Annotated in this window: 20 protein-coding genes; 12 read left to right on the top strand and 8 right to left on the bottom strand. The window is 61.6% G+C overall.

Annotated elements, in window-relative coordinates:
* The first annotated feature begins 940 nt into the window (after nt 1–940).
* From JMY24_RS08540 to JMY24_RS08530, 3 genes are all read left to right on the top strand, one after another.
* Nucleotides 941–1,375, top strand: coding sequence for a YeeE/YedE family protein (locus JMY24_RS08540; protein ID WP_128594846.1), 435 nt, complete (start codon nt 941–943; stop codon nt 1,373–1,375).
* 1 nt (nt 1,376) lies between these two features.
* Nucleotides 1,377–1,814, top strand: coding sequence for a YeeE/YedE family protein (locus tag JMY24_RS08535; protein ID WP_128594847.1), 438 nt, complete (start codon nt 1,377–1,379; stop codon nt 1,812–1,814).
* 190 nt (nt 1,815–2,004) lie between these two features.
* Nucleotides 2,005–4,233 (top strand): Nal1-like putative serine protease, encoded by a 2,229-nt coding sequence (locus tag JMY24_RS08530; RefSeq protein WP_128594848.1) that lies wholly within the window; start codon nt 2,005–2,007, stop codon nt 4,231–4,233.
* 99 nt (nt 4,234–4,332) lie between these two features.
* Here JMY24_RS08530 and JMY24_RS08525 read toward each other — a convergent pair whose 3' ends face one another.
* Complete coding sequence (locus JMY24_RS08525; protein WP_128585566.1) at nt 4,333–5,163, bottom strand: CHAD domain-containing protein; 831 nt, start codon at nt 5,161–5,163, stop codon at nt 4,333–4,335.
* Nucleotides 5,164–5,234: 71 nt separating this feature from the next.
* On the opposite strand from JMY24_RS08525, the gene JMY24_RS08520 reads away from it, so the two are divergent.
* The 3 genes from JMY24_RS08520 (at nt 5,235) to JMY24_RS08510 (ending at nt 7,165) form a co-directional block, all read left to right on the top strand.
* Nucleotides 5,235–5,723 (top strand): hypothetical protein, encoded by a 489-nt coding sequence (locus JMY24_RS08520; RefSeq protein ID WP_128585565.1) that lies wholly within the window; start codon nt 5,235–5,237, stop codon nt 5,721–5,723.
* A 116-nt stretch (nt 5,724–5,839) separates the two neighbouring features.
* Nucleotides 5,840–6,802 (top strand): SOS response-associated peptidase family protein, encoded by a 963-nt coding sequence (locus tag JMY24_RS08515; RefSeq protein WP_128585564.1) that lies wholly within the window; start codon nt 5,840–5,842, stop codon nt 6,800–6,802.
* A 90-nt stretch (nt 6,803–6,892) separates the two neighbouring features.
* Nucleotides 6,893–7,165 carry a hypothetical protein gene (locus JMY24_RS08510; protein ID WP_128594849.1) on the top strand — a complete coding sequence of 91 codons (273 nt, stop codon included), beginning with the start codon at nt 6,893–6,895 and terminating at the stop codon, nt 7,163–7,165.
* A gap of 260 nt (nt 7,166–7,425) precedes the next feature.
* On the opposite strand, the gene JMY24_RS08505 is transcribed toward JMY24_RS08510, so the two are convergent.
* On the bottom strand, nt 7,426–7,878 hold the full coding sequence (locus JMY24_RS08505; RefSeq protein ID WP_128594850.1) for a DUF3597 domain-containing protein: 453 nt from the start codon (nt 7,876–7,878) through the stop codon (nt 7,426–7,428).
* A gap of 254 nt (nt 7,879–8,132) precedes the next feature.
* Between JMY24_RS08505 and JMY24_RS08500 the strand changes: the two genes are divergently transcribed.
* Nucleotides 8,133–8,411: an ElaB/YgaM/YqjD family protein gene (locus JMY24_RS08500; protein WP_128585578.1), complete on the top strand. Its 279-nt coding sequence runs from the start codon at nt 8,133–8,135 to the stop codon at nt 8,409–8,411.
* A gap of 91 nt (nt 8,412–8,502) precedes the next feature.
* On the opposite strand, the gene JMY24_RS08495 is transcribed toward JMY24_RS08500, so the two are convergent.
* The 3 genes from JMY24_RS08495 to JMY24_RS08485 all read right to left on the bottom strand — a co-directional run bounded on the left by JMY24_RS08495 (nt 8,503) and on the right by JMY24_RS08485 (nt 10,937).
* Entirely contained in the window at nt 8,503–8,976 is a 474-nt protein-coding gene (locus JMY24_RS08495) for a PRC-barrel domain-containing protein (protein ID WP_128594851.1), read from the bottom strand.
* Nucleotides 8,977–9,119: 143 nt separating this feature from the next.
* Nucleotides 9,120–9,500 carry a fluoride efflux transporter CrcB gene (gene crcB / locus JMY24_RS08490; protein WP_128594852.1) on the bottom strand — a complete coding sequence of 127 codons (381 nt, stop codon included), beginning with the start codon at nt 9,498–9,500 and terminating at the stop codon, nt 9,120–9,122.
* A gap of 234 nt (nt 9,501–9,734) precedes the next feature.
* Entirely contained in the window at nt 9,735–10,937 is a 1,203-nt protein-coding gene (locus JMY24_RS08485) for an ammonium transporter (protein ID WP_201701831.1), read from the bottom strand.
* 405 nt (nt 10,938–11,342) lie between these two features.
* Between JMY24_RS08485 and JMY24_RS08480 the strand changes: the two genes are divergently transcribed.
* Entirely contained in the window at nt 11,343–13,025 is a 1,683-nt protein-coding gene (locus JMY24_RS08480; protein ID WP_201701830.1) for a sensor histidine kinase, read from the top strand.
* Nucleotides 13,026–13,128: 103 nt separating this feature from the next.
* Here JMY24_RS08480 and JMY24_RS08475 read toward each other — a convergent pair whose 3' ends face one another.
* Nucleotides 13,129–13,455, bottom strand: a complete 327-nt coding sequence (locus JMY24_RS08475; RefSeq protein WP_128591666.1) for a hypothetical protein — start codon at nt 13,453–13,455, stop codon at nt 13,129–13,131.
* A 114-nt stretch (nt 13,456–13,569) separates the two neighbouring features.
* Nucleotides 13,570–14,151, bottom strand: coding sequence for a DJ-1/PfpI family protein (locus tag JMY24_RS08470; protein ID WP_128594853.1), 582 nt, complete (start codon nt 14,149–14,151; stop codon nt 13,570–13,572).
* A gap of 219 nt (nt 14,152–14,370) precedes the next feature.
* On the opposite strand from JMY24_RS08470, the gene JMY24_RS08465 reads away from it, so the two are divergent.
* The 4 genes from JMY24_RS08465 to JMY24_RS08450 all read left to right on the top strand — a co-directional run bounded on the left by JMY24_RS08465 (nt 14,371) and on the right by JMY24_RS08450 (nt 19,186).
* Nucleotides 14,371–14,847 (top strand): hypothetical protein, encoded by a 477-nt coding sequence (locus tag JMY24_RS08465; RefSeq protein WP_128594854.1) that lies wholly within the window; start codon nt 14,371–14,373, stop codon nt 14,845–14,847.
* A 129-nt stretch (nt 14,848–14,976) separates the two neighbouring features.
* On the top strand, nt 14,977–15,432 hold the full coding sequence (locus JMY24_RS08460) for an Rrf2 family transcriptional regulator (protein WP_128592547.1): 456 nt from the start codon (nt 14,977–14,979) through the stop codon (nt 15,430–15,432).
* A gap of 178 nt (nt 15,433–15,610) precedes the next feature.
* The gene (locus JMY24_RS08455) at nt 15,611–16,258 is read left to right on the top strand and encodes an NAD(P)-dependent oxidoreductase (RefSeq protein ID WP_201701829.1); all 648 of its coding nucleotides are present in this window, start codon (nt 15,611–15,613) and stop codon (nt 16,256–16,258) included.
* A gap of 231 nt (nt 16,259–16,489) precedes the next feature.
* Nucleotides 16,490–19,186, top strand: a complete 2,697-nt coding sequence (locus JMY24_RS08450) for a mechanosensitive ion channel family protein (RefSeq protein ID WP_201701828.1) — start codon at nt 16,490–16,492, stop codon at nt 19,184–19,186.
* A gap of 10 nt (nt 19,187–19,196) precedes the next feature.
* Here the strand turns inward: JMY24_RS08450 and JMY24_RS08445 are convergent, their stop codons facing one another.
* A complete protein-coding gene (locus JMY24_RS08445; protein ID WP_413231227.1) occupies nt 19,197–19,826 on the bottom strand; it encodes a cysteine dioxygenase family protein in 630 nt (209 codons plus the stop codon).
* Between the last annotated feature and the right edge of the window lie 118 nt (nt 19,827–19,944).

Below are 19,944 nucleotides of genomic sequence, written 5' to 3'. Positions count from 1 at the left end.
GTGAGTTCCGACTGCGATTTTTTTAGCGGGTCATTCGACAATGACAACTGCGAGGCTAAAGTTGTCTCGCCCGCAGGGCAGCAGTGACCAGGTGCCGATGCCAGCACGGCGATGCGTTCAACGGCGGCGCTCTGAATTTTAGATTGTGTGCCGGCTAAAGCCATTCGCTAGATATGTCTCTGCATCTTCTTCAATCAAAGACTTTCTTGACATATAAAGCCATAAATAGGATGGAGCTCTTTTTAGGCCGGAGACCTTTGCAGGAGTGTCGGCACTCAAGGAGAGTAACTCAACGGAGGCAGGTCCAACACCAGACACGGTTCCGAAGAGACAGCATTGGATGGCCGCGTCGTACGTCCGGGCAAAATCCACCTATCCGTGACTGCCTTTTCCAGGCCCGCGCACGCGCGAGTTCGGCCTGTCCTACTGTCTTCAGCGAAAAACAAGAACCAGTGACGCTTCAATGAGCTTATGGTTCGCACAACGTTGCGCCGTCGTATGCTTTGACGAGTGCAGCAACGGTCCCAACCTGCCGACTCGACGTACTCGGACCAGCGTAGCGTTGAATCAAAGTGCGTTTAAGGGAAACGTCAGGTAGCAGGTGCCGTTTTCCGCGGCAGGAGGCAAGTCGCCGGCCCGGAGATTCACCTGCACAGAAGGCAGGATGAACACGGGCGTCGCCGGCGTTGCATCGCGCATGCTTACGAACTGTCCTTCTGTGACGCCGTCGTGCACATGCGGGTTCACGACCGTCGTTGCAGCGCGACCTGCCTTGAGTCGTAGTCGCGAATCGGGTCAATGACCGCGCATTCCCGATGCCCGGACTGGAAAACCACATAATTGACCGTGCCTGTGTCCGGGTCGAAGAACGGCTGAACGATGGGCTGAATGATGACCGCCTCAAAAATTACTCATTCTATTCATAAGATGAGGAGAGACCATGTCGATTGATATGGCGAGTTTTACGCCGGGCCTGTCCCTGACGGGCGGCATGATGATTGGCGCCGCAGCTGCGATGCTGGTTCTCTTCAACGGGCGTATTGCCGGCATCAGCGGCATTCTCGGCGGCCTGCTCAGCAGCTCACACAAGATGCCGGGATGGCGTATCGCTTTTCTTGCAGGGTTGATTGGCGCGCCTCTACTGGCGAATCTGCTCGGCGACCCGATAGCGCCTAACATCCAGGCCGGGTGGGCCGAGATACTTTTCGCAGGGTTTCTGGTTGGCATCGGCACGCGTTACGCGAGCGGTTGCACGAGCGGCCACGGTGTCTGCGGCATCTCACGGGGCTCCGTCCGTTCGCTGGTCGCGACGGCAACATTCATGGCAACCGGCTTTCTGACCGTATTCGTGGCCAGACATCTGCTGGGAGGCTGAGATGAGCTTGCTCGCTGCTTTAATTTCCGGCCTGCTGTTTGGAGTGGGCCTGATGGTCTCTGGCATGGCCAATCCGGCGAAGGTTCTGGGATTTCTCGACCTCGCGGGGCGGTGGGACCCTTCACTTGCATTCGTGATGGCCGGGGCGGTAGCCGTCGGCTCTATCGCGTTCCTGTTTGCAAAGCGTCGCAGGAAGTCGCTGCTGGGTCTACCCATGCAGATTCCGGCCACCACCGAGGTGACGTTGCGACTTGTACTAGGAAGCGCGGTGTTCGGGGTTGGCTGGGGGCTTGCAGGATTTTGTCCGGGGCCCGCACTGGTCGCCCTTGGCGCTGGCTTCCCGAAGGCGTGGGCTTTTGTGGCCGCGATGCTCGGCGGCATGGCCGTGTTCGAATTCATCGAGCGCGCGAACCTGCGTCGGCATGACGCTGCGCATTGATTGCCGGTCCATCCGCGCAAATCTGGCGGTTCGAGATGGCACCCGCGTCGCGACCGCGTCGACGACGCTTTCGCGAAGTTGTCACATGGGTCATCCAACCTGAATGCGAACGCGCGCGAAGCTAGCAGTTTCTCTTCTGCGACGCGCACCCTAACCGGCCGGTCCTGGTCGAATTCGCGAAGGTGATGAGATGAGCCCACTGTCCACGCAGCAGAATTTCCAGAGCCTCTCACTGAAAGACTTGCTTGAAGCCAGAGAGCTTTACCACTGGCATCTGTCCAACAAGGCGAACGTCGTAGGCACTGCCGTGGGGCTTTACCTGATCCGGACGGACGATCCCTGGCCCGGAGACGATGCGGCTTCCGGGAGGGACAGTGCGCCTCTCGCTAAGGGCATTCGCACGTTTGGCAACTCGGAAGTGCGTCCGTACTCGTGGCCTGCAGTCATCGTGCTCGTACGCGACTGGGTAGATCCGACGGAATTCGGATATGGCAAGGTCGATCCGGACCATATGGTGCCACGTACTCTTTATATGCCGGATGGCCGCGCAGTTCCTGTGTGTGTCGTCGCGGTGCAGGTGACCGAGCCGTCAAAAGGCGCCCCGGCCGATACCCGCTGGCCCTCGACATATATTGGCGGCGGATGTCCGCTGCTTGCGCAGGCGCAGGGTGTCGAACGAACTGCGAGCGTGGGATGTCTCGTCACCGATGGCCATACAACGTATGCGCTTACGAATCGACACGTGTGCGGGGAGCCTGGAAGTTCTGTCAAAGCGCGACTGCGTGGTGCAGTCGTCGAAATTGGCATCGCCTCTGAGCGCCAACTGACGCGCGAACCGTTCACCTCGGTCTTTCCGGAATTTCCCGGGAGCCGCCGTTACCTTACGCTAGACATTGGCCTCGTCGAAGTCCACGACGTGAACGATTGGTCGAGCAAGCCCTTTGGCATCAAAGGAACGCCCCAAGAGATCGCTGACCTGAATGAATTGAGCTTGAGCCTTCAATTTGTCGACCAGCCTGTGACTGCCTTCGGTAGTGCTTCCGGACTGCTTGAGGGGACAATCAAGGCCCTTTTCTACCGGCACAAATCGTTGGCGGGCTACGACTATGTTTCGCAGTTTCTCATCGCACCGGCACGGGGCTCGACGCAAACCGGGGCTGGAGATTCGGGCACCGTGTGGTATCTGAAGTCAGGCGACGAGGAAAACCCCAAGCTGCATCCGTTAGCGGTGGAGTGGGGCGGGCAGTCGCTGCTCGAAGGCGAGAAGAGCCTGAACTACGCGCTGGCCACCGGGCTCAGCACTGCATGTCAGCTGCTCGACGTCGACCTGGTCCGCGACCATAACGAGGGCGCTAACCCTTACTGGGGACAAACGGGTCACTACAGTATTGCGACCGCTGCAATCGAATCAGTAGCGAACGGTCCGTTACGGGAGTTCATGAAGGCGAATATTGAGCGCATCAGTTTTCGCCCTGATGAGCTGACGCCGGAGCAGATTCACGAGAAACTCTCCAACGGCGAATTCGTTGAACTAGCTGATGTGCCCGACCTGGTGTGGAAGAAAACCCCGGGGCGCGTGCCCGGCGGACGGGACTATGCGCAGAACGCCGGGCCCGAACATCCGAACCACTATGCCGATATCGACAAGCCCGGTGCCAACGGCAAGACGTTGCGCGACATCACGTTAAGCGGTATCGAGAAGATGAGTGTTTCTTCGTGGTTGAAATGGTATGCCGATGAAGGGCAGGCGGACAGCCGCTCAGAGGGGTTTTTACCGTTCCGCGTGTGGCAGATCTTTGACGAGATGGTTCGGCAGTTGAAGGCCCGGGACGATACGCGATTCCTGTGCGCAGCAGGGGTATTGGCTCACTATGTTGGCGATGCGTGCCAGCCGCTTCACGGGTCCTATCATGCCGACGGATACCGTGATGCCCCGGGCGCAACCAGCAAGGCGTGGCCGGGCAAGGGAGTCCATTCGACGTTCGAAGACAAGATGGTGGACCGGCATTCGACTGAGTTGCTGCCCAAAATCTCTCCGCAAGCGAAACGCTTCGAAGGCACTATCCCCGCTATTTCCGACGGACGCGACGCCGCTTTCGCCACAGTCACGCTGATGTCGCAGGCGGCAGACATGCTCCCTCCCAGCAAGCTTATCGACGAATATATCCGCCTTGGTGGCGGCAGCTCCGCGAAGGTGGTCGATGGTCTCTGGAACGTCTTTGGAGACGATACCGCGAAGCTAATGGGTGCAGGGGCGCGATACCTTGCGGCCATCTGGGAAGCAGCATTCAACAAGGCTGACACGTCACTTCCATCAGGAGCTCGCGTGATACCAGAAGCGGAATTGGCGAAGGTTTACCAGGACAAGGATTTTGTCCCTTCTGTGACGCTGGACAAGATTTCCCCGTTGCTTGAATGACGCCACGTTGTTAGCCGACCGCTCGGTGGCGTCAATAACAGGCGACGGTACACCGCACCTACTTGCGAAGAGGTGCGGTGACAAGCCCGCGCATGTTAACTAAAGCAGTTTTGACGCCGCTTTAATCTGGCGCTTTCGTTCTTTCTTCAAGGCACGAAGGGCTGACGTTGCATTGACGCCTGCAGGCAAAGAAGAACGATGCGCGTCGAGAAGGTCGCGACTCGCAATGGCGTCGTTTAGTGCACCGAAATGCTTCTGTAACCGCTTGAGTCCCTTCAGACCGTTGCGCTGTTTTTTCTGCAGTAAGGGCTCGAAGAACTCGATGAGATATCGCACCTTCTTTCCAGCTTTGCGCACATCGTGATATGAGTTGTAGTCAGAGCTGCCGGCTCTCGACGCGTGACGCATGCGTTTTTGTAATTGTTGCTGCGCCGTCTTTACCCGCTTCCGCGCGAATTTTCTCAGCGGTGTTCTCACTGGCGATGTGTTCAACTCCCGGTTCGCTTCACTCACTGCATTGCGTAGCGTCTTGTCCAGATGTGTGTTGGCCAAAATTTCGGCGCTCTTTTCGGCCGTCTCGTTTCGATTTCTTTTGAACGCATCGAGAAGAGCCTGATCACTGTCTTTTTCAACGAGCTTAATCAATATATCCCAGTCGCGCGTGTTACCCGCTGCGTTGGCCAGGAACTTGAAAAGGGCCCGCTGCTCGTTGTCGAATTTCTCGTCGAGAATCGGCCGATATGCCCAGAGCAGAGTACGCAACCGGCGCAGGGCGATGCGAAGTTTGTGAAGCTTCTCGGCGTCCGCATCGTCCCGCAGAGCTGATACCTGTTCGATGGCCTCGCTGACCAACGGGGTGGCATAGGTCGCGAAGCTCGCTTCCGCCAGCGCGTCGCGGTCGAGTATGGATTTGCTGCCGTCCAAGGTCATGGTGGTTCCTCAAATTGCGCAATACACCAGCATGGGCAAAAACCATTCCTCACGGCTCCATGGCTCGTGGAATGACGCTGCATGCCACCCACGTGCTGCCGAACACCGTTCATCCTTTGATCGAGGACACAGCAGTGCTGCGTTGCACAAAAATTGCTAGCATTGGTGACAGGAATACCGCCCCTGCGGCGGCTTTTGCAACGACTATCCAACGGGGTGCGAAGATGCACGACGCCGAAGCTGCAACGACCTTACTCAACAGGTACCGATTAACAGAGGAAGGAATCGACGGAGAGCCCTCGGCACTGGACATGCTGCGAGAAGGCGGTCTCCCGTTCAAGCACTTCCGGGGTGTCTGTCGCAACGCATCGGAACCAATTGGCGATGGCATGGAGATAGAATGCCTCGCGTTTGACGACGGCTCCCATGCGTTGCGTCTGGGGCAGCCTGGTTCAATGCTTGACTCGGCAACATGGACTGCCGTTGCTCCCGAACAGTGCAACGTTGCGACGACGCGATTCAAACCCGCGAAAGGCGAACGGGATGCTCAAGCACAATGAATTCGCGTTTACCCGTCAGGTCAATTCGTCGACGCCAAAGTCAAGCGATTCATTGATGCACTGAAAACGAGTTCGAGGCCGGCTCGCATACCATGACCACATGAAACGGAGGCACCATGTGCTACTCGGCCCAAGTCCTGGCGGACTATCGAAAATTCGTGCGTACGTTTGGCGCAATCATGGACATCCACGAGTTTGCGCGTCTGTTTTTTGAACGCGCGGAGGGCATCAGCAAAGCGAAGATACCCAAAGCCATGGAAGACGCCTTTGCCGAACCGCAGGATGAAGCAGCGCGTGAAATCAATGCGCTTATCGCCCGCTTCACATCGGCGCAGGTGACGAAGCTGGAGCAGGACCTCTTCAAACAGCGCACGCGGCTTGCGGACGCCGAGCGCACGCTGCAGACGAAAGTCACGAAAGCAGCAACGGAAAGCCAGCGCATTGCCACCGACAAAATTGCATGGACCAAGGGAAAACTTGAAGACCTGCGGCGAACCGAATCGCAGCCGCGGGACTCGCGCATCTTTCCCGGTCACTACGCGCCTGTGATGGTTATGGAAAATGGGCAACGGGTCGTGAAGCCCATGCGGTATCAATGCCGCATTGCTGGAAAGCCTTCGTCGTACGATACGAAATATCCCGGAACATACAATGCGCGCCGGGATAGTCTCGAAGGTTTTTGGGCCCCATGCTTTGGGTACACGCATGCGGTCCTGCTTGTCGAGGTTTTCTATGAAAACGTCAACCGGGCGAAGTACGAAGGCACGTTACTGGAGACTCACGAGCGGGATGAAAATATCGTGCTGGAGTTTCGTCCAGGCAACGGGGAGCTGATGCATGTCGCCTGTCTGTGGTCGCGGTGGTCGGCACCGGGCGAACCGGACCTGCTGTCATTCGCGGCGATAACGGACGAGCCGCCACCGGAAGTCGCAGCGACCGGTCACGACCGATGCATCATTCCTATCAAGCCGGAAAACATAGATGCATGGCTTAACCCGGACCCGAAGAATCTGGACGCAATGTACGCCATTCTCGATGACAGGGACCGGCTGTTCTACGAGCATAGGCTCGCAGCATAACGGCTATGAAAATGCGTCGGGGCCTCTTGCGCAAGCTTATGCCCAACGCGCGGCAACACAACGGGCTCGGGCAATCCGAAGGAGACTTGAATGATACGCAAAATGCTCAATGCGTCGCAGCTTCAGCAGGAGGTCAACCGGCGAATCCATCGGCAGCAGGAAATCGTCGAAGACGGCGTAAAGATCCGCGTGCCGCGACCGCAGTTGCAAGAGGCGGACAAGACAGGCTGCAACTGGAAGATGACCAATTTCGGCAACGCGGTCGGCTTCGAGCGCGACATCGAGGGCGTGCTCAAGGCCGTGCGTGCCGAATACAATCTCAGTACTGAAGTGAAAGACACCGGTAACCCGTTCGGGGACTAACTGTGCAAGATGCTTAAAGCACCATCGTCGAGGAGTTGAAAGTTACGGATGGGCATGTGACGCGTATGCCCATCGCCAATGGCTTGGCACTCACTATGTCGTGCACTGTTTTCCGCGCTTATAAATTTTTCCATGCCGCTTACAAGCCCGCTGGTGACAAGGCGCTGGCCCCTCAGGTCCCTTCCACTTTACGAGGTTTGAACGGGTAAGCCGCGCGCCTTGCCGCGACCGGCTAGCCGCGTGCGAGCGCGTCGGCGCGGTCAGTTCTTCAGATCGTCGGGCACCTTACCACCGTTCTCAGCGAGCTTCAGCATCACCTGCTTGTGCAGCCAGATGTTCATCGCGGCTGAATCCTCGGTGTTGCCGGTGTAGTGCAACTCGGATGCAAGTTCCTTGCGGGCCGTGAGACTGCTGTCGAGGCCAAGCAGCTTCATCAGATCGACAATGGACGTTCGCCAGTTCAATTTTTCGCCGCTGCTTTCCTGCATCCTGGTTAGAACCACTTCGACGTCGACTGTCGGCATAGGTGTGACGGGAGGCTGGGAATTCCCTGCGGCGGCAGTGGAGGGCGTCGCTGGTGTTCCAGCGGGCGCAGTCGCGCTACCCGGTGCCGCCGTCGCCGAGGCTGCCGGTCCGGCGGTCGCGCCCGAGCCGGTGTTGGCCGGATGATCATGCGGGAAGATCTTGTTGAGGATCGTCGAAAAAATGCTCATTTATCGCTCCTGGTTCGCGCCGGTCACTGCGGCCGGCGTATGGGGCGCGCAACGCTCGTGCCTGTGCAGACTTCCTTCAGGCCGTCGCGAGCCGCTGTCATGGTCACCGGTGTACCTTTGAAAATGCATTGGTGGTAAGAATCATCGTCATCCTAATGAGTACAGATGGTTCGAACAACGCTGCGTCAAGAGCATTTCCGCGAGGCACGGTGTTTGCTGAACCTTGTCCACTTAACGGAGACAGGGAGGTTCAAATGGCCGAGTCTATTCAATCCACCAGTTCGGGTTCCGCCGATGCATCGCGCGATGACAGCCTCGCAGCAAGGCCGAACGGCAGCGATGAACTGCGTGCCCGCAGCGCGATGAAACTTTCCGAACTGAAGGACAAGCTTGCCGATGCACAGGACGTCGTCAAAACGAAATACCGCGTGGTGTCCGAATCGACCGACGATTTCGTCCACGACAGTCCGTGGAAAGCGGTGACGATGGCGTTAATCGGCGGGCTCATCATCGGGATGCTGGCTGCCCGATAACGCGCGTTCCGTGGAACGTGCTCCATGTCACCGCTGTACAACGCGGTGACATGGATACTCACAGGTCTGCTACGCCTTGAGCGCTAGCAGGTCAGTGCTCGCTCGGCCGGACGGCGGGGTCATTCTCGACGACGTCGCGCGTCGCCGACCAGTACGGCTCCCGGTTGTAGTAGCTGTAGGTCGATTCGCCCCAGGTCTGATCGGCCATAGCCGGCCAGTGGTCAGGGTCGAAGCCGGGGTCGTCCTTCAGGCGTTGCGCCGTGATGTCGACGAAAAAGCACTTCTGATCGGTATCGAGAGTCAGCGCGCTCCACGGAATGGCATGCAGATTCGCTCCCATGCCAAGGAAGCCGCCTTCCGATAGCACCGCGTACGCGATGCGTCCATTGCGGACGTCCAGCATGATGTCGGAAATCTTGCCGACATGCTCACCATCCGACGACATCACCTTCGTGCCGTCGAGCGTGGCCGCAGCCATGACGTCAGGCCCCGGACCTTCGCCGATTCCGCCGCCGACAATTTTCGCTCCGCCGCCAGGGGCGCTTTGCGGGTTGATTGAGCCCATCTTTCACCTCCTTATGGAAAGGGTGCGCTTTGAATGGCGCAAGCGCTGTGCCCGCCGCGAGTTGCGTCAGCTGCGATGCAGCGGGAGAGTCAGTGCCATGAAGGGACGAAAGAAACAAGCTAGCGGGCTGGGCCGAGCGCTGCCTAACGCGACAGCAGCGTAACCGTGGCGATGCCGAGAATCGTCATGACGAGCGAGGCGCCCACATGCATCGCGACTTCGCCGGCGGCCCAGCCGAGGCGGCCGTCCTGCAGGTGCTGCACCACTTCGGCCGAGAAGGTCGAGAAGGTGGACAGTCCACCCATCATTCCGGTGATCACGAAAAGCCGCCACTCGGGCGCAATTTGCGGCGCGCGCGCGAAGCCCGCGACGGCCACGCCAATGATGTAGCCGGCGACCACGTTTGCCGCGAAGGTGCCGAGCGGCAACGACGGAAAGAGTCCATTCAGACGCAGGCCGAGAAACCAGCGAAATAACGAACCGAGTGCGCCGCCGACGGCGACCGCGAGTATCGACCAATACATGAGTGTGCCAGGCGAAACGGGGAGTCTACAAGCCGGGCGAAGCGGGGACGCAATGTCGCGTTCGCTCTATTCCGGGAAAGCAGGCATCGTTCAGAAGGAGGCGATGATCGGACATGCCATGCCGTGTGCATGGCAAAGCCATTCGAGAATCCCGCCTGCAGCGCGCAAGTCTAACATTCGCTATTCCATGGGGACAGGTCGCATAAGCCGGCCCGGTGTGGCCGGCGCATGCCATCAGCCCAAACTTTCGCGCTCCGGCGTAGCTGAGATTTTGTGGATCGACAGGTCGGCACCGTTGTACTCGTCCTCCTGGTCGAGGCGCAGGCCCACCGTCAGGCGGATCGCGCCGTATACGAGCGTGCCGCCTAGCGAGGCCACGACGATGCCACCCAGCGTGCCGATCACCTGTGCGCCGAACGAGACGCCGCCCAGGCCGCCGAGCGCCCGCAATCCGAAAATGCCTGCTGCGATGCCGCCCCACGCGCCGCATAGACCGTGCAGCGGCCAGACGCCGAGCACGTCGTCGATGCGCCAGCGGTTTTGCACGCACGTGAACATATAGACGAACAGCGCGCCGGCGATGCCCCCCGTGACGAGCGCGCCGAGCGGATGCATCAGGTCTGAGCCCGCGCACACGGCGACTAGTCCGGCGAGCGGCCCGTTGTACGTGAAGCCGGGGTCGTTGCGTCCCGCGAGCCAGGCGGTCAACGTGCCGCCGACCATCGCCATCAACGAATTCACGGCGACGAGGCCGCTGATCTTGTCGATCGTCTGCGCGCTCATCACGTTAAAGCCGAACCAGCCGACCGCGAGCACCCACGCGCCCAGCGCGAGAAACGGAATATTCGATGGCGGATGCGCGGCAATACCGCCATCGCGGTGATAGCGGCCGTGGCGCGCACCGAGCAGCAACACCGCGGGCAGCGCGACCCAGCCGCCAAACGCATGAACGACGACCGAGCCTGCGAAGTCGTGGAACGGCGCGCCGAACGTCTGGCCGATCCAGTGCTGCACGCCGAAGCGCTCGTTCCAGGCGATCCCCTCGAAGAATGGATAGACGAAGCCGACCAGAACGAAAGTCGCGAAGAGTTGCGGATTAAATTTCGAGCGCTCGGCGATGCCGCCGGAGACGATCGCCGGAATGGCGGCAGCGAACGTCAGCAGGAAAAAGAAGCGCACCAGCGCATAGCCGTTGTGAACCGCGAGCGATTCGGCGCTGCCGAAAAACTGCACGCCGTACGCGATCGTATAACCGATGAAAAAATAGGCGATCGTCGAGACGGAGAAGTCCACCAGAATCTTGACGAGTGCGTTGACCTGATTTTTCTTACGAACCGTGCCCAGTTCGAGGAATGCGAATCCCGCGTGCATCGCGAGCACCATAGCGGCCCCGAGCAGGAGAAATAGGGTATCGGTGCCGGTGTTGAGGCTTTCCATCGATTGTTTCCGCTTGTGTCAAAAAGACGCGCAGCGAATGCAAGAAGCGGGCCAAATCGGTGCTATTTGGCTCATCAGCGGTGCAACAGGCACTGCAAGGGAACGGCGCGGGGGCGGTTATCGTGCCTGCACTCGTGGGACGCACCTCGAAGGCCCGTCGTCAGCACAATAGATGTGCGTAAGTGTTCAGTTTTGGTAATACGTGAACCAAGTTGGTTCGTAAGTTTTCGTCTTGCTTACGCATGCTGCCGCGTGCCGAGAGGCGCTGCCTAGCCCGCGCCAAGTCTCCGCTGCATTGGCGGACAACGCCTGGTCTATGGCGTGCCGCTTTGTTTCCAAAGCAAACGCCGACATAATGTGCCGTACCGCGCACGATCTGCCGGCCCACACCTTCAATGCGCACGCATGCGACTTACCACTAAAGGCCTGCTGCTGATTGCGATTCCTGCTGTCTTCGAACTGGCCCTTCTGTCCGGCCTGGTCAAGGCGCAGTCCGACGCGGCCGAAGCCGAGCGCTGGGCCGCTCGCGGCCAGGAGGTGATGCGCCAGACCACGGCCATTCTCGACCCGGTGCTAGGCGAGTCCGTCGCGCTGCGCGGCGCCGTGCTCGCCGCCGACAGCCGCTTCGTGACGCCGCTGTCCGTATGGGTCGACGTCGATCGACGCATCGATCAGCTCGCCGAACTCGTGTCGGACAATCCGCCGCAGGTCGAACGCGTGGTCCAGGTGCGCCAGGCGGTGCAGGCCTATCGGCAATGGTCTGATCGCACGCAGGACATGTTGCATTCGGGGCGACACAAGGACGTCGTCAACCGGTTCACCGAGCTGGCTCAGGCCGACGTGCTCGATCGCTTCCGCCAGCAGCTGGCCGCCTTTCAGGCGGAAGAGCGGCGTCTGGATGCGCAGCGCGCGAGTGCCGCCGATGCCGCCCGTGAACGGCAGCAGACGCTCGTGCTCGCGGCGGTGTTCGGTTCGTTGCTGTTCGTGGCGCTCGCCGTGTGGCTTTTCACGCGTGGGGTGCGTGGACGGCTTGCGCTTCTCTCCGACAACGCCGGGCGCCTTGCGGGCAACGAGCCGCTTGCGCCCATCGAGCCGGGTCACGATGAAATCGCGCGCCTCGATCTGACCTTGCATGACACCAGCCGACGTTTGCTCGAAGCGGAGCGCATCCAGGCGCGCTTCCAGGCCGACCTCGCACGCCGTGCGGACGAACTGTCGCGCATCAACGAGAGCTTGCGGCAGCAGACGCAGGAAAACGAGATGTTCATATACAGCGTGTCGCATGACCTGCGCGTGCCGCTCGTGAATCTGCAAGGCTTTTCGAAGGAACTGATCCGCGCCTGCGAGGAACTGCGAGCGGCCGTCAGCGACTCGTCGCTCGCGGCGCAGACGCGGCAACGCATAGAACGGATAGTCGACGAGGATATCGGGGAAGCGCTGCACTATTTGCAGACGGCGGTGCTGCGCGCGTCGCATATCATCGACGCGTTGTTGCGGCTTTCGCGCATTGGCCGTGTCGAATACAGGCAGCAGAAAGTGGAAGTGCGCGATATCGTTCAGCGCGTGATCGACGCGATGCAAGGTTCGATCCGCGCTCGGCACGCGCAAGTGCATGTCGGCGAATTGCCGGCTGTGTGGGGCGACCCGACCGCGCTCGAACAGGTGTTCGCGAATCTGATCGGCAATGCGGTGAATTATCTCGACCTGTCGCGCGAAGGCCGGATCGAGATCGGTACGACGCCCGCGCCGCCCGGCGTGCAATCGCTGCGGATCTTTTACGTGCGCGACAACGGGCTGGGCATTCCGGCGATCGCGCTGCCCCGGCTATTCAACGCTTTTCAGAGATTGCACGGTACGGCGGCGGCGGGAGAGGGCATCGGCCTCGCGCTCGTGCGGCGAGTCGTGGAGCGGCATGGCGGACGCGTGTGGGCGGAGTCGACAGAAGGCGTGGGCACCACGTTCTATCTGTCGCTGCCCGAGGCCGGCGCACGGATGGCATCCGCGGCTGCCGAAGTCCGTGCCGGGGCGCACGCTGCGAACGATCAGGCGATGGCTAATGAGCAAGGGAACGCGCGGATGGGGCGTTGAGGCAGGCTGTTGAGTTGTGCCGTAAGGCTTGGCTCCTGACCGCGGCGAGTAAGCGCGCAGCCGATGAGCGCGGCTTGCCGCGTCATTTGAGCGCCGTCGCCGGTTAGCAGGAAATAAACAGACGGCGCGGCTTCAGGAGCCGCCGGCCGCGAACCGACCAGTAGCAGCCGCACGCCAGCAGAATGGCGACGACGGCGAGCACTTCCTGAAACGTTGGGCGCAGCCCGAGCAATCCGTCGAGCGCGAACACGCAGCGCGCCACGATCAGCAAGGCTGCCCAGACGGAGCAGGCTGCTTGCACCAGCATCCGCGTGCCCGCGAGGCGCCGCGCGCGGTTCTCTCGTGACCAGCCGGCGGGCGTGCGCGCGCAGCGAAAAGCAATCGTCATCAACATGATGGCGAGAATGACGATCCAGTCGGTCAGTTCCATCGAAAAGCGCTCCCAAGTCAGCCCGTGACTATAGGAAGGCCCTCCAATGCGAACTATAGGACGACTCTCAAATGCCGCGCTTGCCAGCAATAGCCGCGCGGCGCTTGAACTGGCTCAAAGCTCGATACGCGTGCCCAGCAGAACGAGGAACTGACGCAGCCACTCGGGATGAGCAGGCCACGCGGGCGCAGTCACGAACTTGGCATCGGTGATGGCGGCGTCGACCGGAATGTCGGCGAACTCGCCGCCAGCGAGTTTGACCTCGGGCGCGCAGGCCGGGTAAGCGGAAATGCGCTTGCCGCGGATCACATCGGCGGCGGCCAGCAGTTGGGCGGCGTGACAGATGGCGGCGATCGGCTTGCCGGCTTCGGCGAACTGTCGCACGAGATCGATCACTCTGGGATTGAGCCGCAGATACTCAGGTGCGCGCCCGCCCGCGATGGCGAGGGCATCGTATTGGCGCGGATCGGCATCTTCGAACGATGCGTTCAGCGCGAACAGATGGCCCGGCTTTTCCGTGTACGTCTGATCGCCTTCGAAGTCATGAATCGCGGTCTTGATCCGATCGCCCGCTTTCTTGTCGGGGCACACGGCGTCGACCACATGTCCGACTGCCTGCAGCGCCTGAAACGGCACCATCGTTTCGTAATCCTCGGCGAAATCGCCGGTGAGAAACAGAATTTTCTTTGCCGCCATCGTATGACTCCGGTTGATCAATGGAACATTGCGAAACCTGGACAGACCTTGATTGCCCGCGGCCAGTCTACCGCACAACGTTTGACAGAACGGCGACTGCCCGCGGCCGGCGAGCCGCGTCGATCCATCTTGCATGAACCGCTTGCCGGGCGGTTCGCGGCAACGGCGTATGATGGGCGCGTTTTCGTCAGCTATGCCGCCTCGCGGTTCAAAACTCACATGACTTCATCTATCCGTTCTCCGTTGCTGCGCCGTGCCGCCGTGGTCCTCTTCGTATTCGGCGGTCTCGCGGCCTGCCAGAAGAACGATGCGTCGGCGGGGCAGGTTGCCGGCAAGCTCAACGACGCGGCGCAGGCCGCCGGCCAGAAGCTCGATCAGGCGGCGAGCTACGTCGGCCAGAAGGTCGACGAGACCAAATCCGCCGCGCAGCAGAACCTCGAATCGGCCTCGGCGCCGTCGGTCACCATCGACCCCAATGCGCTCGCTTCGGGCGCGCAAGCCAATCTGCAAAACGCGGCCAGCACGGCCAACCTGCAACTCGGCAAAGCGGCCTCGCTGACCGGTCAGAGCCTCGAGAACGCCGGGCGCAAGTTGCAGGAATGGTCGGCGCAGAGCACGGCTTCGTCGACGAGCGCCGCTGCTTCGTCGTCCGGTTCCAGCTACGGCGGCGACGCGCAAAAGCAGATGGATAAGTGAGATGCGCATGAGCCCGTTGAACCGCGTGCGCTCGCTCGCGTGCGATAACCCTGTGTGCAGCAGCGCGTTTGACAGCGTCCATAAATGTAATTACCATGGTTACACATTGTCGTCGCAGGACGGGTCGTTGTGAACACGAGTAGCCGGTTTGCGTTTGCGGTGCATGTGCTCGCGTTGCTGTCGTTGCAGGAGGGCGCGCCGCTTTCGTCGGAGATGATCGCGGGCAGCGTGAATACGAATCCCGCGCTCATCCGGCGGCTTCTGACCATGCTTGCCGAGGCGGGCCTCACCACTTCGCAACTCGGCGCGGGCGGCGGCGCGCTGCTGGCCCGCCCGCCCGAGCAGATTTCCTTGCTCGACGTGTACCGCGCGGTGGACGACGCGCAGCTGTTCGCGCTTCATCGCGAGGAGCCGAATCCGGCGTGCATGGTGGGGCGCAATATTCAGGTGGTGCTGCGCGGAATCATTGACGAAGCGCAGCAGGCCATGGAGGCGTCGCTCGCGCAGCGAACGCTGGCCGATGCGACAGCGGACCTGTTGCGTGCCGAGCGGACGAGAGAACGCAAGCGGCGACCGCATGCGTGACGCAAGCGCTTTCTGCTGAGGCGCGCGTCGATTCGCATTGACGTGTCTGTGCAGTGGATACGTCGCAATGAATGTTTCGCAATGAATGTTTCGCAAGACCACGGGGCTCACGCCCCTGTTTTTTCGATGTATATGTAATCAAGACGGTTACATATAAACCATGACAGGAGCAGTTGAAATGAGCAAACAGTTGAAGATCGCATTGTTCGGCGCCACCGGAATGATCGGTTCGCGGATCGCGGCGGAAGCAGCGGGTCGCGGGCACCAGGTGACGGCGCTCGCGCGCAACCCCGCGCGCGTGCCGACCGGCGTGGCGAATCTGAAAGCGGCACAAGCCGATCTGCTCGACGCGGCAAGCGTCGGCGCGACGGTGCGCGGTCACGACGTGGTGGCGAGCGCGTATGCTCCGCCGCAAGGCGACGTCGGCGTGCTGGACAAGGCGACCCGTGCGCTCGTCGAAGGTGTGCGGGCGGCGGGCTTGAAGCGGCTGGTCGTGGTGGGTGGAGCGGGGTCGCTTGAAGTCGCTCCGGGCAAGCAACTCGTCGACACCGAAGGTTTCCCGGACGCCTATAAGCCCGTGGCGCTGGCTCATCGCGAGGCGTTGAGCTACTACCGCGGCGTCGCCGATCTCGACTGGACGTTCTTCTCGCCGGCGGCGCTCATCGCTCCCGGCGAGCGCACGGGCACGTTCCGCACCGGCACGGACTCGCTCATCGCCGACGCGCAGGGCAACAGCCAGATTTCCGCCGAGGATTACGCAATCGCGTTCGTCGACGAACTGGAGCAGGGCCGTTTCGTCCGCCAGATTGCAACCGTCGCTTATTGAGCGCGGGCGTGTGTCTGTTGCGCGGCGCGGCGCGTCGCGCACGCCGCACAGCAGGCGATGGCCGGTCCGGCGCGGCCTGCAACGACCGCAACGGGGCGTTAGCCAGACCGGCGCCGCGCCAGCTTGCACGCAAGAACTCGTGCAAGCGTCCTAACAATCGGTTACGCATGTCCGGTTGCCTGCGGCCAAACTGGGGCTACACTGGCGTCTCCCGTTTTCTCACGGATTGCCATGCAGTCATGCCCATCGCGGCGTGAGTCCGAGGCTGCGCCGTCAAACGGCGGGCTTTTCGCGATTCACGCTGCATTTCGTCGTCTTTTCGCTCCGATCGGATCCTTGATCGGTCGCGGCGCGCGCGCGCCCGGCGCGAGCCGGCTCAGCATATGGCCGGCCGCGATCGTCGTCGCATTCTTTCTTTGCACTGCGTGGATTCCCGCCGGCGCGCAGGCAGCCGGCGCGAGCACCAGCACGCCCGTCATCCCGGCGTTGCAAAGCCTGATCAACAGCGCGACCGTGGCGCCCGCCGCGGCCGCGTCCGGCGCGTCGGCTCCGGACGCCGCGTCGGCGCCGTCGCCCGCTAGCCAGGCGGAAATCGCGCGTTCGCTCGACAGCGTGATCGCCACGCTCGACAACGACCGGCAGCGCAGCGCGCTCGTCGCCCAGCTGAAGAAGCTGCGCGACGTGTCGCGAACCGTCGGGCCGCTCGCGCCCGCGCCGGCGCAGCCGAGCCCTGGTCTGCTCGGCGCGATCGCGTCGGGCATCGCGTCGTTCGAATCGGACGTGCATGAAGGCCGCACGCCTGTGCGCTACTGGGGCGGGCGCTTCAACGCGGCCGGCAACGAGCTCTACACGATCATCTCTGGCCAGGGCCACGAAAGCCTCGGCCGCATTCTCTTTTCGATGTTCGCGATGCTGGCCGGCTGGGGCGCATGCGCCGCCGCGCTGATTTATCTGCAGCACAGGCTCTACCGGCGACTTGGCATCGTGATCGGCCTCAATCCGAACCCGACCACACGCGAGCTGCTGATCTTCGCATTGCGGCGCGTCGGGCCGTGGGTCATCGCGTTCGTCGCCGCGCTGCTGTTCGTGCGCGCGATGCCCGATGCGCTCGGCCGCACGCTCGGCATGGTCGTCGCGTATGCGATTGTCGCGGGTGCGGTGTTTTCGGCGATCTGCCTGATCATGTTTTCGCTGTTCGGCTCGGGGCACCGGCGAATCGCGGTGCGTTTGCTGATCGATCATGCGCGGCGCCTGCTCTTTGCGGTCGGCGTCTGCGGCGCGCTCGGCGATGCAGCGGTTAACTACGACGTCGCGCATCAGATGGGCTCGAATCTCGCCGCGCTGGTTTCGACCGCCGCCAACATGACGGCCGCCGTGCTTACCGGCTATTTCGCGCTCGCCTTTCGCCGGCCGGTCGCCCATCTGATCCGCAACCGGCCCTACGAGCAACGCAACGATCACAAGGCCGCGACCGATGCTTTCGAGGTGCTCGCCGCGCTCTGGCACGTGCCTGTTCTCGTGCTGGCGACGGCCTCGGTGGTGGCCACGCTCGGCGGCTCCGGTTCGAGCGAAAACGTGCTGCAAATTTCGGTGGTGACCGCATTGCTGCTAGTGCTGGCGTTTTTCCTGTCGGCCATCGTTTTGCGCATGACGCGTCCACGCAGCCCGCGCGCGCGGCGGCGCTCTCCCTATCTGACACGGTTGCTGCGCTTTTGCGGCACGTTGCTGACGCTTTTCATCTGGCTGTTTTTCTTCGAACTAGCGGCCCGATTGTGGGGCGTTTCGCTCGCCGCAGTCGTCGAAGAAAACGTGGCCGCGCGCGGTATCGCGCATGCGGTGACGGCGATCGTCGCCACCGTGTTCATTGCATGGCTGCTGTGGATCCTCGTCGACACCGCGATCACCGAGGCGCTCAACCCCGGCAGCGCTCGCAACAAGTCGCGCAGTCCGAGCATGCGGGCCCGAACGATGTTGCCGCTCGTGCGCAATGTGCTGCTTGTGAGCATCATGACGATAGCGGGCATCGTTACAGCGGCGAATCTTGGCATCAACGTGACGCCGCTGCTCGCGGGCGCCGGCGTGATCGGCCTTGCGATCGGTTTCGGCGCGCAGTCGCTCGTGACCGACCTGATCACGGGGCTTTTCATCATCATCGAAGATACGATTTCGGTGGGCGACTGGATCGACGTGGACGGCGGCCATGCAGGCACTGTGGAGCATCTGTCTATTCGCACCGTGCGGTTGCGCGACGGCCAGGGCGCGATCCACGCAATTCCGTTTTCGCAGATCAAGATCGTCAAGAACCTGTCGCGCGACTTTGCCTATGCAGTGTTCGAAGTGCGGATGTCGTTCTCGACCGACGTCGACGAAATCACTCAATTGATTCGCGAAGTCGGTGCTGATCTGATGGCCGACTTCCGTTACCGTCGTGAGATGCTGGGGCCGATCGAGGTATGGGGGCTCGACCGTTTCGACCCGAACTGGATGGTCGTCAAAGGGCAGATCAAGACGCGGCCGCTGCAGCAATGGAGCGTGGCGCGGGCGTTCAATCTGCGGCTCAAGCGCAAGATGGACGAGGCCGGCATTGAGATCCCGGTGCCGCAAATGCGCTTGTTCACGTCGTCCAAAGACAGCGAGGGCCAGCCTTTGCACGAGGAAGACGTGCCCGGGGCGGCCCGGCATGACCATGAGGATGCCGAAGCGGATAACCGAGCGGAAGCCCGAGCGGATGCCCGGGCGGAAGCACATGCGGGTCGGCACGAGCATGCATTCGGGCATCCGGAGAAAGCGCAGGCAATACGCGGCGCGCATCCGGGTGTAGCCGCAGCGCGCGATGTCTCGCATGAACCGCGGCCGGCGCCGCCGCCGACGGGACAGACGGCGCCAATTCCGCCGCAGATTCCCACGGCGGGCGAGGGCAAGGCTTGATTGTCAGGCGCTAGACGAGCGCGGGCGCGACGCGCACCACATCGTTGACATCCGTTCCCATGCGCGCGCCCGGAACACCGTACACGTGCAACGACACCGCGGGGGCATCGCTGCAATTGCCCAGCCGATGAATGTTGCCCCGACCGCCCCGCACAAACGAAACCGCGCCGCGCGGGCGCGCCTGTGAGCGCGTTGCAATGGCGAAGTCCTCAGAGCCGTTCCATTCGAAAACAGTTTCGTTCAACGCGCCGTCGAGCACCGCGTATCCACACCACGTGTGATGCGCATGCACCGGACTCGCCTGATGCGGCAGCCAGACAAGTGCGGCAATTGCATAGCGGCCTTGCGGATCGGCGGCGAGCAGATGCCGACGGTAGTTATCCAGCGATGCCTCCCGTTGCCCGGGCTTCAGCAGCGCGGGGTCGGCCGCGGCTTGCGCGAGCGCGATTCGCATGCCGCGCGCGAAGAAAGTGGAATGCGAAGGCTCCGGAAAACTTGCACAGGCTTCGAACATCGCGTCGAGTGCGTTGCACAGTCGTGCGAGAGGCTCGTGGTGCCCGGCGTGCCGCGAGGCGTCGTGCCCGTGAGGCTGCGCGAACTGATCGAGGAGGCGGGCGGGGGAACGGAGGTCGTGGTCCAAGGTCGTTGAACGGCAATGGCTTGCCGACGTTTTTAGGTTGGAACATTTATACCGTTTTGCCCGGAGAAAGAGTTTCCATATAATTCCCCTTGCAATTTGAAAAGTAGAATAATTTCCT

It is taken from the genome of Paraburkholderia kirstenboschensis, assembly GCF_904848585.1.
In the GTDB taxonomy this organism is placed as follows: Bacteria; Pseudomonadota; Gammaproteobacteria; order Burkholderiales; family Burkholderiaceae; genus Paraburkholderia; species Paraburkholderia kirstenboschensis.
Note: the sequence above shows the minus strand (reverse complement) of the source record. Positions and strands in the feature narration are given on the sequence as shown.